This is a genomic window from Sphingomonas gellani (assembly GCF_900110035.1).
GTDB classification, from domain to species: domain Bacteria; phylum Pseudomonadota; class Alphaproteobacteria; order Sphingomonadales; family Sphingomonadaceae; genus Sphingomonas; species Sphingomonas gellani.
Window position 1 is genome coordinate 497,610 of the sequence record NZ_FOCF01000001.1, and the last position, 15,232, is coordinate 512,841.

The following is a 15,232-nucleotide window of genomic DNA, read 5'->3' on the forward strand; positions in this document are numbered from 1 at the left end:
GCTACTCCTTACGGGACGACAATGGTGAAGGTGGTCGAACGTGGCGCATTGGCGGCGTTGTCGTTCGGCTCCGTCACGGTCACGCTGTAGGACGTGCCGCTCGCGCCCAGCGGGCCGGTGGAGCGCAGGTTGAAGCCGTCCATGGTGAACAGGCCACTGGCGTCCGTGGTCACCGTCATGTTGGGTGAGCCGGTGTAATTGTTGACCGTGCCTGCATAGGCTTGTCCCGCCACCAACGTCTGATTGGTGAGGGTCAGCGCCTTGAGCGCCACCTTCGCCGCGATCGTGCTCGCAGGACGGGCGTTGAAGTCTTCCATGGTGTTAGCGGAGCCGCTCGACGTGTTGGTCATCAAGCCCGTGCGCTTGGACGCGGGCAGCGCAGCGCCGCCGGTGCCCAGTGCCCCGTTGCCGTCGAACAGGCCCGAAACACCCATGGTGCAAACCAACGCCTGATCCTGAAAGACGCGCAGCACGCCCGCCGTGATGTCGGCGATGTAGCGCCGGTTGTTTGCCAGCCCGGTCCACAGACCGTCACCGCTCGGGGCGGCGTTGCCTGACACGCCTGCCCCCGTCACGCCAGTAGTTGCGATCGTGGCGAGGGTCGTCTCCGTTCCGCCAATACGCTGCCGAACGGCCATCGCTCCGGAGTTTTCCACAATTACGATGCTGTTGGCACTGTCTATGGCGCGCAGCAGCTTTTTGACGGTCGCGGATGCCGATGTGGCCCGCCAGCGGATTTGCATGTCCACGCTGTCGGCCTGTTGCGGCGCGAGATAGGCGACGTTTCCGTTCGATGTAGATGCATTTTTCAGAGCGTTGCCCGAGATGACCAGGCCGCCAGATGCTCCATCGCGCGTCCAGCCTGGATAGGCGTCAGCTAGGTCTGTGCCGTCGGCAATGCCGTTGAAGGTGTAGAGTGTGCCGTCAGCGATGTCGCTGATCGTCAGCGTCATCGGCTTCACCACAGCCGGCACGTTCGGATTGAAGTCGGTCATGACGACGTTCAGGCTGTAGACGTTGTCGCCATTGGCGTCTGCCGGTGCCTCGTAATCCGGCGTCGGGGTGAGTGCCAGCACACCATTGGTCGTGACGGTGAACAGGCCCGCGTCGTCGCCGGTCAACGACCACCGTACCGGCTTGGAAGCGGTCAGCTGTGTGGAGAACGCCTGCTCTTCCGGTGCTGTGAGCGTGGCCGAGCTGGTGAGCGTCGGCGCGGTCGTGTTGGTTTCGTCGTACATCAGCAGTGACGGATCGGTGACCTGACGCGCCTCGATGTCAGTGACGCGCACCTTCATGGTCTGACCGCCCGGCGACTTGCGCCACGACGGCAGACGAATCAGGAAAGACAGGGACGTAGACGATGCCTTGACCGGCATACCTTCGACCTCAACAGCGTAGGCCGCAGCCGGCCCCTGTCCCATGCGGGTGCTGGTAGGGTCGGTCACACCGGACCCGCCTTCATCGATCGCCATCAACGCCCAGCTGCTGTTCGCCCCGGTGGATAGAGTTGGCTGCGGCGTTCCATAACCGGCGTCGAATGCGTCGATCTCGAAACGCGCGCGACCGGCATACCAGTTGCCCACAGTAACAGCCGGCACCGCCACCGTGATGGTGACGGCTTCCTGAACGCCATCGGCCATCGCGGCCGGATCGACCGTGAACTCCAGCCAAGTCTTGCCGCCCTTAATGATGCTGGCGCTGGAAACGGTCGACGTGGTGCCGCTGCGGGCAGTGCTGAGTCCGGCAGGAGCCGTTGAACCGGCCGCGAAGCCGCTGCCTACGGCACCACCCGACGCGGTCAGCGTCGGATTGGTGAACAGGTTTCCAGCCGCTGTGCTATCTGGCACCTGCGTAGCCCAGCCCAGCGAGGCGAACAGCGCATCGTAGATGCCGCCGATCACCGCTGCACCGCGCGTAGACCAGTGCGTGCTGTCAGCGCGGACGTAAGCCGGAACGGGCACACGATCCGTGTTGGACCCGTTGGTTTGGGTCATCGTGATAGTCGGCGAGAGTTCCGGGAACGGGATACCCTGCTGCTGGCACCATGCCTTCATCGTCGCGTTGATGATCGGCACCTGACTGCGCGGTTGCGAGCCAGAAACCCACACGCCACCGACCTGCGTCGTCCCATCAGAGAGGTAGACGCCCCGCTCGATCAAGTCGCCGATGATGACCGCCTTGCCGGCGGCGATGAGGCGCTGAGCGATCTGCTGGTATAGGCCGACGTAGTTGGCAGCGGAGAACTGGGTGCCCAGGTCTTTGCCGGTAATATCGTTGTTGTTGAACTGCACGGAGTTGGACGACATCGGGATGATGACGACCTTTGCGTCGGAGGCGATCACCGCTGGCAGGCGACGCCACGTCGACCATGCTCCCTCGCCGTCATTGGCGAAGAGCATGCCACCCATGTTGTTCGAGTTCGCGTCTACACCGGTCGAATAGTACCAGCTGGTGTTGAAGCGCCGGCCGAGCGCCCATGCCCATGTGAGACCGCCGCTGGCGAGCGAGCGAACCTGACCACCCGCACCAACGCCGTTCTGCCGATCGCGAGACCCTCCCGCCACAGCCACCAAGTCAGTACCGTCCTTGGCGAGGGCTGCCAGGAGCGCTGCATTGCCGGAAGGCGTGGGGGTCGGTGTAGGTGTAGGTGTAGGTGTCGGGGTGGGGGTAGCTGCTGAAACCGTAGCCGAAGCCGAAGTTGCTACGACGTTGCCAGTTCCGGTGTTCTCCAGGACCAACGCGCCGGCCGCGCCGGGAACGATCGTTGTCCCCGTGCCGATCGCTGTTCCGTTCAGCAGCCAGCGGCGGCCCAAGATGGAGCCACCATTGTTCATCGCACCATCGATCCCAGTGAAGGTGGCATCGGCGCTTCCACTGCCGGGGCTAATAGAAGGGTTGGAGGTGAACGCCGGCACCGCGCCCGCAACGATCGTGACAGCATTGCTGCGCGGGCTGTAGGTTGCACCCGCCAGTGTCTCGGTCAGCGCGGCCGAGGTAGTGCCGGGCGAACCCAATCCGTTGTAGCTGTACGTGCGCGCCGCACTGTTCACCGTCAGCCCGGACAGACTGCTGGTGATGGTGGAGCCGGGCGTGGCGTTCAGGATCGTGCCCGATGACGCAACGCCCGCGACCAATGCCCCCGACAGGACGAGGTCGCTGAGCGCAGGGGTATAGGGCACAGATGCGCCGGCTCCACGACCGCTACGGGTCGGGATGTTGTAGGCCATAGATGATTTCTCCGGGTGGCGGGGTGGTCAGCGGGGCCAGGCGTCGACGGCGAGTTGCCGGCGAGCGTCACAGCGGGCGAGGTCGGCGCGGGCGGCGCGGATCGTCGCCTCCGCATCAGCAGAGGTGGCGGAGCCGTCGGGCTGACGCTCAGTGGGGGTCGGCAGGCACCTCTTCCTCGCTTCCGCCGGCACGGGCGGGATCGTCGGCAAAGAGACTGGCGTCGAGCGCATCGATGCCGCGCACCCGGTCAGCGCCAAGGCACACAGCCCGGCCAGCAGCAGTCTGGGCATATTCCCTCACGGTGTTGGTGGAGTGGAGGATGATCGGCTCGCGGGTGGCGAGGCGATCGGCATAGGTGGCGGTCGCCTGCGCCTGGCGCGTGGCGTAGCTTCCTTCCGCCTTAGCCAGCGCGGCGCGGCCGTTCGCGGCGTCCAGCTGGCGCGCGGATCGCTCGGCCAGCAGGTCAGCACGGTAGCCGGCCCGCAGCTGGTCGAGGCGGGCCGCCCAAAGGGCGAGCAGCAGAACCGGGATCGCAGGCCAGAAGCGGCGCAGCAGTGCAAGAGCCGCCGTCACTTGGGCCACTCCGGCAGATCGACCGTCTGCCCCGCCAGCGCGTGAGTGCAGTCCGACAGGAACTGGATGCGGCCTTCAGTGACGAAGGAATGGCAGACATCACAGGTGAAGTGGTACGGCTCTTTCCCCTGCTCCACACGCTCGCGATTGGCGTCGCACCAACAGCGCTTGCCCGCTTGACTGGGGATGTGGTGTCCGGTCCGGATCAGGACGGAGGGAGTGAAGGTCGGCTTGTCGGGATTACCGTTATAGCCCCACGACGCACCATGCCCTTCAGGGCCGACGCGGATCGGGTGGTTGCTCTGGCATCCGGGACACCAGAACGCGACCATGCCGGGCCCGTAATCGGCAAGGACCGCTGAAAGCAGCCGGGTCACGCCTCATTCCTCGACAGCGGCGCACCCGACGCCGCCAGCTGCACCGGCGCGCCGATCACCGCACGGCCGGTCGGCCAGCGCCGCGCAACGCACCGGTTCTTCGCGATCCACGTCAGGCTGACGCAATCGCCCTGATTACCGCCCAGAACCCGGTACGCGGTCGCGTTCTCGCCCGCATAGAAGCCGACATGCCCGCCGCCCGGCCGTTCGAACACCAGCACCGCGCCGGGCGCGAGCCTGTCGGCTGCGAGGTTCTGGCCCCACGTCGCCCAGCTCTTTGCCCGCACCGCGATCGGAGCGGGCGCAATGCCCACCTCGTCCATGCAGGTGGCGACGAACAGCCCGCACCACGGCACGCTGTCGGCATTGTAGACCATGCCCAGCACCTTGGTGCCGAGCCGCTTGGCCCACCCCATGATCGTAGGGCTGTTGGCGGGCCCGGCCGCTTCACGCGTGCCGAGCTTCGCCCGCGCAGCGATCAGCCACGCTGGTTCTTTCGCCATGGTTGTTCTCCTGTCAGGATTTGGGCGGGAAGATGTCGTTGAGCAGCTTGGCCGTGCTCTCGGCGTCCCCGGCTGGAACGGGCGGCCGTGCGGTCGGGCCGGCTTCCGGTGCGATTAAGCCGCCGGTCAGGCGCTCGATCTGGCGCTCCGCCAGCGCGAAGATGCCTTCGCCCAGCACACCCAGGCCGGCGCCGACCAGCAGCGCGTAGAGCGGGTCGGGGCTCTTCTCGATGATGACGCCGGCCGACACCGCCAGCGCCATGCCGCTGACCGGGATGTCGACGCTCCATCGGTGCATCTTGCGCAGCGACGCACCCGCCCCGATCCACCAGCGAGCGGCACCACAGCCGAACACGGCCGCCACCATGCTGCCAGCCTGGAACGGGCTGCCGAAGAACGTCCAGATCACCGGCTCGGCCGTTGCGAGGGTCGCGCCCGAGTTGCGTGCCGCTGCTGCCGCGACGGGGATGATCGCGGTCATGCTTGCCCCCAGACGCCAGATCATCGCAGCGACACCACGGCAATCGCGGCCAGCATGCTCGCTCCCGCCAGCCACATCATCCGCTGCACGATCGGCCACGTCTGCCACAGGTCGAGCGGGAAGGGCTGGCGGCGTAGCTGGCGAAGCATGCCGGGGAGCGACAGAACTGACACGAACAGCCCCGACAGGCCGCAGGTGACCGCCACCGGATCAACGAAGCGCTTGGCGGTCAGGAATGCAGCGGTCGCCTCCGGCTCGCGCGGGTCCCAGCCCCACAGCGTTACCGCCTCCGCGCCACAGCGGAGCGCGATGCCTGTGGCGAACAGCATGATCGACGCCCGCCACACCCAGGCAGGCGAAAGTCGTCGATCGGTCTTGCGATAGCGAAACCAGTCGGTGCCGAGCGTCACCACTACCATGAGGGCGATCAGGCACCCCGCCGTCATCGCGCCCAGGTTCAGAGCGACCAGCCATCCCTGACCATCGAACGAGGGCGGGGCGAGCGTCTTTGGCCCGCGGGCGACCGCCTGCGCGGCATAGCTGGCGTTGTTCACAGGCGCGCGCCCTCCCGCCCGGCCTCACGGCCGCGCGTGTTGATGATGGTCATGATGATGCTCCGATCAGATCGCGCCGAAGCGCAGTATCTCGATGCTGTCGTTGACGCGGGCAAAGGCTGCCTGAAGCGCGAAGGCGGTATCGGGAGATACGGCTGTGTCGAACATGTCGACGCCGCCGCGCGAGAAGATCAGGCGCGAACCTTGCCGGCGCCAGCGCTCGATCGTGGTTGGATCATAAGCTCCAACCAGCGAAAGATAGGCACCGCTGCTCAGTACGTAGCCGTTCGGGGCGGCCTGATACTCGATACACCAGTCCATGTTGCCATAGGGGGCTTGACCGGGGTTTGACGCCAGCCCGACCCGCAGCCGCGCGCTGATCTGGCCCAGACGATAGACCAGTTCGAAGTCCGACGCGTATTTCTCGGCGCTCCAAAACGCCGCGTCATAGTCCGAGCCGCCCGCGTTCTTGGTGAAGATGTTGTCCGGCCCCTCGATCACCTTCACCTGGTTGCGGGTCCAGATGGCGACGACCGGCTTGGCAGGGGCGGGCATCGGGGTGCCGTCGCGAACCTGCGCCAGTGTGCCGACCCGGTGGATACTGTTCGTGCCCAGATTGACGCGGCCGGTGAATGGCCTCTGCTCCCTTGCGTCCGAGTAGAAGGCGGGCAGGCCGTTGGCGAAGATCGGGGTGGTGGTAGGCGATTCCGGGAGAGCATTGCCGCGCACTTCAACCAGGTCGCCGGGTTGGTCGCAGCCGACGACGATCGACGGAGCCGCATCGGGTCCCGTCATCATGAAGTCGTTGTCGGCAATCTTGGTGGACGACGGAAATCCGACCAGGCCGCCGCAGATCACCGCACCGCGGCGCTTGTCGTCGTTAGAGGTGCTGGCATTGCCAATGACGGCGTTGGTCGAAACCTCTAGCCGGCCCATGGTGCCGTCCTGCGAGATGAACATCGACACCCCTTGGACGTCCGCTCGCTCGACTATCAGGTTGCCGAGTTCGGTGGGCTTGCCTGCGACAGTGGACACCTCGCGATTGGTCTGTGCGTCAGCAAAGACAGAATAGTCGGTGCTGCCGAGGGAACAGCTGGTCCTTGGCTCTGTAATCCGCAGCGTGCCGCGACATTCGTAGATCTGGAAGACCGTCTGCGAGTCGTAGAATCGCGGGCGTAGGAAGGTGATGTCCTGATTGTACAGGCGGAAGGGCGCCAGATAGGAGGCGTCCATGCCGACAGCGATGGGAAAGCCGTGGGTCACCACGTCCTCAATCTGCGCGCCCTCCATGCCCAGCACTCGCATGCCCATGTGCTTCGCCGAAGGCGCATTGCTGGGCAGGTCGGTGGTGTAGCTGAGGTCGCAATGCCGGACATAGGCGTCCTTCGCGCCAGAGACCGCAAGGACGATGCCGGGCAGTACCACACCAACATCCCCAACCCAAAACCGCCATGGACCGCGAGAACCAGCCGACCAATCCCCCGCCACCGGCGAGAAGAAAGCCACCAGGCCAAACGAACTCCGAACGCAGACAACCCCACGCACCGGCACAGCCCGCACCGCCCACCCCGTAGCGCACCACCGCAACGAACGAAGCAACAACCACGAAGGACGCCCGGCCCAGCTGATCGGCGAAAAGAAGCGGGCCCACAGATCCCACAGCACGAAGGCAGAGCCCGATCCATGAAGCAGCGCCGACGGCCGACAACAGCAGAGACAGGCCACCAACGACCCCCCCCCAAACCCCCCAAGGCCCGGCCCAGGAAAGAGAATGCACAACCACCCAGCGCAGAAACACTCACCACCGACCAAGCAAAGCCCCGAACCCGGCAACCAAAGGGGCGAAGAACCCCCGATCAACAGGAGCACACATCACACCACCCCCAGCGCAACCGGCCCCGCGACGACCAGGCCAGTCCAAGCAGACTCAAACACAAAATCCGGAACCACCAGGTACCAGCACCCACGCAACGCCAGCGAACCATCCATACCGAGCAAGCGCAACACGAGCCCACCACCCGCCACACCCGACAAAAAAGCGACCACACCAAGACACCAAAAACCGCCGCCCCCCGGCGCCAAGAGAAAGCCCAGCCAGCCAAACGGCGGGCCACCCCCCACACAGCGCAGTAACGACATAGCCACAGCCTCCAGAAACAGACGAGCGGCAAAAGGAACCCACAACACGGCGACCCCAAACACCGCAACCCCCGCGCCCGCCAAGCCGGCGCCCACGCACCCCGACCGCCAGAAAACACGCCACGCGCCCCGACCAGAAACCGCGCTGAACGGACACACCGACGCCGAGCCAGCCCCACCCGACAAGCCACACCAAGACCCGCAGCACCCCCACAAAAGCGACGCCAGCGCCCCCAAAACACCGAAAAGGACCCTCAAGCCAGCAGCGCCCATCGGCACCCGCAGCAACGACGCCACGCCGGACCCGCAAACGGCCGAACCACAGCCCGCCGGCAGAAACACCACCCGCGACACACTAGAAAGCCCGCGGCCCAACACCACGAACGGACCCCACAGCACCCGCATCAAGGAAACCCCAATCGCACACCACAGCGGACGCCGACCCCACAACCCCACCGTGGCCGGAAACGCCGCCAAGCTCGTCACCGCCACCCGAAACAACAAGGACCACGTGGACACCCCCCAGACCACCAACCCACCCACGAACCGAAACACAGCCCCAGACGCCGTCGACAAACGCGCAAAACACAGCAGCCACCCCCCGCACGGGCCACCCGCCAGCCAGACCCAGCAACGCACCACCTTCCCCGCCAGAGCCAGCACGACCAAGCAGATCGACAAGCCAACCGCCAAGGGCAACCAACAGGCCACCGACAACCGCCCGGCCGGAGCCACCGATATATCCCAAAAACGCGGCAGGAAGAAGCGAAGCCGGCACAGCGGCGGCCGCCCCCGCCAGGCGGCCGACCACAGCCCCCACCCCGGGCCAAGCCACCCAGCGCTGCAACGGCCACACCGCCCACGAAGCGCCCAACACGCCAAGAAAAAGAGACAAACGCGCCGGCGTAGCGCACACCCCAAGCCAAAAGGACCGCAACAACCCCAAGACCGGCAGCCTCGCAATACACGAAAGACAGAGCCAAAGCCACAACCCCGCGCACACACCCGCCATCAACGTCGACACCACGGCCACGGCACACGCGCGCAGCAGCGCAAACGCCGACAGCGGCCGAGCCAACACGCGCGGCACAAAGGATACAGAGACGAAGCCGACAACCGCCCGCCAGCACGAGTCCCTCAACCCAGCAGGCAATAAAGCCGACCGCACCCCCACGACCAAGATCCGGCCCACCACCAACGGCCCGACACAGACCGGATCCGAACCCCAAAACGTCACCGCCACGTGCCCCCAACCGAACAACCACCGAAAAAGCATGCCACACGCCCCAACCGCTGACCTGCAATCAGAACCGGGACACGCCACACCCACAGCCCCCCAGGTCAACCCGAGCAACCCCAGAGAACGCGAAGCCCAGGACGCGAACCGGACAACGAACGCCCCGCTCGCCCTGCGCCCGCCGCACAACACATGCGAGAACACCCCCCACCGGATAGACGGACCGAACACGAGCCACGTCCACGAACCCCGCACGCAAGCCATACGCAAACGGCCACCGACGGCGCACGCATACACCCGGAGACTGGCCGCGCGCAACACACGCGCCCCCCACCCAGAGCGCGACCGCACCAACCACGACCACGGCGCAGACGGGGAGACCCCCCGCCACACCAGCACCCCGCAGGGAACCTCAAGCCGGCACAGAAGACCCAGCCCGCACCACAAGCCGGCCGCCCCAAGAGCGCAACCAGCAGCCGCAACACCTCACCACCCGGTCACCCACTCCACCGGCAGCGGCAAAGAGCTGAACGTAGCAGTCCAGAGCGCAACGCCCAACGCCGCCAACAACCCCCGCAACCACAACCAAGCAAACCGGCCACCCGCCAGACACCCAACCCCAGTCGAGCGCAGCGCCACAAGCCCCCAAGCAACCGCCCCCCCCACACAGAACGACACACCCAGACAAAACCACAGCAGCCGGGCGAAGCCACCCGCCACCACCGGCGCGACGCCCAAAAAGGCCGTCACCCCCCGCCAACAAGCCCGGAAGCCAAGGCACGCCCGCCTCAACCACATCACCAGCCAGATCGAACCGCCCGGAGAGCAGACCACCCTCACGCGCCCCGCGCCACGCGGACCACATCCCCACCGCCGCAGCCACAAACCGCCGCCACCACCGCGGAGCCGCGGCCCCCCGGGACAACCAGAGCCACACGGCCCCCGCAGACCTCCCCACCAACACCCTCCACCAGCCCCCGAAACAGACCGACCCGCCGCCCAACAACCACAGGGGCACGCCGTGGCACCGAGGCAACGCAACGCCCAGGAACAACCACCAGCAGCCCATCCCGACCGGGCGAAACAAAAGAAGCACCCCGCAGACCCGCCAGCGACCCTAGAGTAGCCACCAGGCTCCAAGCGGTCGGCGCCTAAACCCGAGACAAATCCCGCCGGCCGGCCGCCGCACCCTAAGAAGCCAGCAAAAGCCCCCGACAGACACCCCACAGCCTCCCCGCAGCACCCCCGTCGCCGCCACGAGCGCCACCGCACGCGCCGTGAAACTGACCCAGCAGACAAACAAAGCCGCCAGCGCCGGCCCGAACGAACAAACAACGGAAACGATCCACATAACCGCCAACGCGCGCAACAACCGACCGACACGCCCCGCCAAGAACCTACGCCGCACCGACCACAGCCGGAGAGTCCCGCACAGCACAGAAATGCTCGCCCACCCACCGGCGGCCGACAGACACATTGCCAAGGTCAACCACCACAAGAGCGACCCCCAGACCACGAAACCCAAAAAACTGGAGGACCAGGAACGGCCCCTACGACACAACGACACCCGCCCTCCCCACCCCCGACACCACCCAGACCACACCGACCAAAGCAGGAGCCAACGGGAGCAGAAGCGACCAGGTCCCCCAACCCGCACACCGCGTCACGACCTGCGAAGCCACCAGCCGCCAAAAAACGGCAAGCCTGGACCGCAACCCAAGGCCCACCCCATCGAACAAACGGACGAACGCCCCAGCCGGGACCGCCCCCGAACAACCAAGCGTACAAAAGGCCTGCAAATAGCACGAAACCCCAACGAACAGCGCCAACACACTCCCGAAAAGGGAGGAAAGCACAATACAGCCAGCGAGCCCCAGCGCCCCCGCGCCGAAACCAAACCAGCCGACCCCGCCCGCCAACGAAACCAACCACCAAAACACCCCAACCAACCTCTCGAACGCACCTGCACCGACCATCGCGAATGCCTGAATCCCGCAGAACGCCGCCGGCGCCAAGCCCGCCGCCGCCGCCCCCAAAACAGACGACACCCTTGCCACCACCGAACGCACCCTCAAACCCCTCAGCGCAAAAGAGCAGATAGACACCACGAACCCAGACAGCCGCCACACGATGGCCGAGGTCCAATGACCAAACCACCCCGCCGCACCCCGGAGCCCACAGACGAACCACCCCAAGAACACCCAGAACGGCGACGCCAGCAAGCCACCGGCCCCCCCAAACGGCCGCGACAACAGCGTCACGGCCCGGAAGCCCAGCAACCCCGGCCCAGCGCACATGTCCGAACAGCACCACCCAACAAACCCGCCCGACAGCAGCGAGACCAGCCACGCCGACCCCCCGAACAGGCCCCTGCCCACCACCCTCGCAGGCGACCAAAAAAGGCCGCCCAGCAGCCCCCCGAGCACCCCCACCCACCACAGAAAGCACCCGAGCAAGGTCGACGGGAACCCAACAATCACACCGGTCGACACCCCGATAACGCCCGACCGCACCACCAAAGCCGCAACCTTCCCCAAAACCCAAGCCAGCAAGCCGAGCCACGATCCAATCTCGCAACACGAAGCGAACATCAAGAAACCCACGAACGCCACGCGCACCAACGCGCGCTGGAGCCGCGCCCCCGACGCGGCGAGGTCCCAGAACAACCTACCCCGACAGGTGGCCGGCACCCAGGCCGCACTCGCGCAGCCCAGCCCGCCCACCAGCCAAATCACAGACGCCACCACACAGGCAACCGGGCCCCACACACAGCCGACGCCCGCCGCGAAGGGAAACCGGGACGGGACGCAGACACCCGAGGAACCGGAGCCCCCACACCCAGCCACCACACTGGAGACCCCCGTCGGCATCGCCACACCAACCGACACCAAGGCCTACACAAAAACCGACAGACACGCGAGGCCGAAGACCTCAGAGCACCCGTGCACACCCGCATACCCAACCGGCCCCAAAATGAAGAAGCCCTCCCCCCCCACCCCGAGACCCCCGCAAAAGCCGATCTGAGCGCCCCACGGGCGCAACCCAAACACCAGCCGCCCGCCCTGCTGAGCCACGCCAGCTTCCGCGCGAGCAACACAGCCCAAATGACGGGGCACAGCACCAGCGCAGCCCGCACGGAACCCAACGCAGAGACAAGCCAGGCAGCCAATGCCGTCACCACCGCCACCGAACCCAGAGGCCACGCCACGACCGCCGCACGCGACCCGGCCACAGACAACAGCCCAAAACACGCCCCGCAGGAGGACCCCCCCACACAGCGCACCGCCACCGTGCGGCACCGAAAACAGACCGACCGAGAACCGCACACGCGCTGCCCCCGGGCCCTGGACAAACCCGCGCCCGGCCACAAAACCGGCGTCCGCAGCACCCCCCCCGCGCACCACCACAAACCAGAGTGCCCCGGCCGCTACACGGGCGCCGACCAACCGCAGCTCACAACCCAGCAAGCCAAGCCCCCGACCAGCTGCAACACCAACCCCCAAGAACTCGGCACAGCGGCAGGCACCACAAAAACCACACGGCCAAGCGCCATGGCCCCAAAGAGCCCCCGCCGCGTACAAGACATCACACCCAAACCCGAGCCCTCCAGACCCCCCGAGCGCAGGAACGACCCGCAAATCCCAGACCCGCGCCCCCACCAGCAGCGCAGCCAGTACAGCGCCCATATGGCCGCAAGAAACCACACACCTAAAAACCGCGGCCAACCAGCAACCCGCAAACATCCGATGCGCACCTTCCGCCCCCCACCAGACACGACGCCCCAGAGCGAGGCCAACCCGAAGCACAACCACCACCCACACGCCGAAGCCATCCGCCACCGCCTAGAGAACGGCCTGCAACCGCACTGACCCGATCACACCGACAGCAAAAGACACCCGCCAACCCGCGGCCAGCTTGTACAGACGCCAGAGAACGGCCCCCGACGCAGCGGACTCACAACAAAGCGGCCCGAAAAACTCATCCACCGTCGCAGGGCGGCCTCAAAAGAAGCCGAGCCACCCCACGAGAAACGGAACAGCAGAATCAACGGCGACAACCGCCACACGCCCAACCAACCAAAGCAAGTAACAAGAGACCCCACACAACGAAGAACCAAAGAACCGCGAAAAAAGACCAACAGAACCGGGCCTGGACAAAGCACACCAGACGCAAGCCACGCAACCGTTCTACAGTTCAACAACAGACGAAAAACACACCGACAAGCAAGAACACATGACCACCAGGGGCCGAGTCCAAGACGCGATCATGACCGCCAGCACGACCCCCACACCCGCAGACAGCCGCATCATCACGACGACGAAAGAAAACGCAAAAGAAAGACCAACATAACACAAAAACCCCGAGCGAGACGCACCACACGAAACCCGAGCCGCACGAAGCTTGGAGAGAGCAGGCTGACGCCCGCGGCCAAAACAAGCGAGCCCCCCCAGGGCAACCCAAAGCCGACAACCCGAAACAACCCGGATCACCCAGCGCACAAACAGACCGAACACAGCCGTCCAAGCACACAAGACAACGATGAAAGACCCAAAGCAAAAAGCAACGACAGAAAGCGCCCGCCAGAAAACCCCCACACCGCACACCGCCAACCCCGCAACCACCGCCAACAGCCCAACCAACTCGACACCGAACAACACGGCCTTATCGCCGCGAAACACACCAACAACCAAGCCCCGCAACACAAAGGCAAACCGCCGCGCCGCCAAGCAACGCATACGCGCACCAGCCACAGAGCCGACGACCCCCGCCACGGCACCGACCACAAGCCCCCGCAACACCGCCACCCACCCGCCCGAGCCTCCCGGAGACGGCCCGACCACAACGCACAGGCCACCACCGGCCGCCACCACCACATGCACCCGCCAGCGGGCGCCACAAAGAGCAGACCAACCCGCACCCAGAACAACACCCCCAACCGCGTCGCCTTCCCCCACAGCATCCGAACCGCCAACAAGCGCCGCAAAGACAGCAACCCCAGCACCACACCACAGCACCGCAGCAGCCACCAACCGGAGAACCGCCGCACGGCTGGCCGCCGCTGAGACCACAACCGCCTGCCCACGCCCCAGACGACCAGCAACGTCGCGCAGCCCCCCACGATCCCCGACCAAACCAGGCGACCCGACCAGAGAGGCGCGAAGCCGATCACACCCCAGGAAGAAGGGCCAAGCGCAACGACCAACAGGGCAAACAAGCACCCCCCCACAGCCCGCGACCCCACAGCGCCCCCGAACGAAGACCGCAAGCGCCACAGACGGGCCGTCACCCAAACCGCAAATCCGACCGGGCCCGCTCCGAGGGTGCACAATGATCCAAGCCCCCCGATCGAGCACCACAGCCCCCCCCACAACACGACCGAGCACCTCCCCGAAAAGGCAAACAAACGACCGCACAGGGCCAAACGAAGCCCCAAAAAAGAGCAAAAACCCGACTTCCAGACCGCGACCGCAAGCACCCACGGATCAGCCAGACAAAGCAGAAACCCACACCCGACAAGAACGCCAGCGCAGAGTCCAACAACGAGCCAACCGCCAGCGCCCGAAGACCACCATCATCACTGCGAAAGCCAAACCAGCCCCGAACAGCACAACCAGCAAGCCGCCCAACCGCCAGGGCCACACCGAAACCGCCCCGAACGGCCAACACCACCCCGAAAAAGGCGCCGACAACGAACCGACCAGCGCCGCCCACCGCAGCCCCACCAACAACCACGCGCCGGCCGACAACACCGCAAAGACACCCGCCCACGCGAAGCGCGCCCCCGGCCCGCCCAACGCCAGCCACAACAACGCGCGCAGCGCCACCACCCGAACCCGCAACCCCAACAGCGCCACCAACCCGCACCCGGCCAACAGGCCACACACCGCCCCAGACGTGAAAAGCGACACCAACCAAGCCCCCATCCAGCGCCGCGACCAGGCCGTCCACACCGCGCCCACAACAGCCACGACCCCACAAGCGGGGCACACAACCGTAGCCGCCACCCAAGACGAGCCGGGCAACCCAACCCCCAGCAGAAACGCCGGAGAAACCCAGCGCCCGAACCACGGGGCCCCCCCCCCCCCCCACGTGAAGCCGAAGACAGAAAAGCACGAGGCAGAGAACAAGATCGTCAGCCC

Annotated in this window: 8 protein-coding genes; all 8 read right to left on the reverse strand. The window is 66.0% G+C overall.

The window, feature by feature from the left end; translation table 11 throughout:
- Positions 1-8: 8 nt before the first annotated feature.
- Entirely contained in the window at positions 9-3,227 is a 3,219-nt protein-coding gene (locus tag BMX37_RS02585; protein ID WP_139197944.1) for a beta strand repeat-containing protein, read from the reverse strand.
- 148 nt (positions 3,228-3,375) lie between these two features.
- Complete coding sequence (locus BMX37_RS02590) at positions 3,376-3,801, reverse strand: hypothetical protein (protein ID WP_093663881.1); 426 nt, start codon at positions 3,799-3,801, stop codon at positions 3,376-3,378.
- On the reverse strand, positions 3,798-4,178 hold the full coding sequence (locus BMX37_RS02595; RefSeq protein ID WP_244501349.1) for a ubiquitination-like system serine protease family protein: 381 nt from the start codon (positions 4,176-4,178) through the stop codon (positions 3,798-3,800). Before BMX37_RS02595 ends, BMX37_RS02590 begins: the two co-directional genes overlap by 4 nt.
- Positions 4,175-4,681: a TIGR02594 family protein gene (locus BMX37_RS02600; RefSeq protein WP_093663883.1), complete on the reverse strand. Its 507-nt coding sequence runs from the start codon at positions 4,679-4,681 to the stop codon at positions 4,175-4,177. The genes BMX37_RS02595 and BMX37_RS02600 overlap by 4 nt, the downstream gene beginning before the upstream one ends.
- A 13-nt stretch (positions 4,682-4,694) precedes the next feature.
- Complete coding sequence (locus tag BMX37_RS02605; protein ID WP_212611378.1) at positions 4,695-5,162, reverse strand: hypothetical protein; 468 nt, start codon at positions 5,160-5,162, stop codon at positions 4,695-4,697.
- A 20-nt stretch (positions 5,163-5,182) separates the two neighbouring features.
- Positions 5,183-5,716: a hypothetical protein gene (locus BMX37_RS02610; protein WP_093663884.1), complete on the reverse strand. Its 534-nt coding sequence runs from the start codon at positions 5,714-5,716 to the stop codon at positions 5,183-5,185.
- Between the two features lie 66 nt (positions 5,717-5,782).
- The gene (locus tag BMX37_RS02615; RefSeq protein ID WP_139197946.1) at positions 5,783-7,381 is read right to left on the reverse strand and encodes a hypothetical protein; all 1,599 of its coding nucleotides are present in this window, start codon (positions 7,379-7,381) and stop codon (positions 5,783-5,785) included.
- A gap of 7,194 nt (positions 7,382-14,575) precedes the next feature.
- Positions 14,576-15,004: a hypothetical protein gene (locus BMX37_RS18380; protein WP_139197948.1), complete on the reverse strand. Its 429-nt coding sequence runs from the start codon at positions 15,002-15,004 to the stop codon at positions 14,576-14,578.
- Positions 15,005-15,232: the final 228 nt, after the last annotated feature.

Bases quoted from the DNA above. Each gene is read 5' to 3' on its own strand.
- BMX37_RS02605 (WP_212611378.1), bottom strand. From the start codon at position 5,162: ATGACCGCGATCATCCCCGTCGCGGCAGCAGCGGCACGCAACTCGGGC.
- BMX37_RS02585 (WP_139197944.1), bottom strand. From the start codon at position 3,227: ATGGCCTACAACATCCCGACCCGTAGCGGTCGTGGAGCCGGCGCATCT.
- BMX37_RS02600 (WP_093663883.1), bottom strand. From the start codon at position 4,681: ATGGCGAAAGAACCAGCGTGGCTGATCGCTGCGCGGGCGAAGCTCGGC.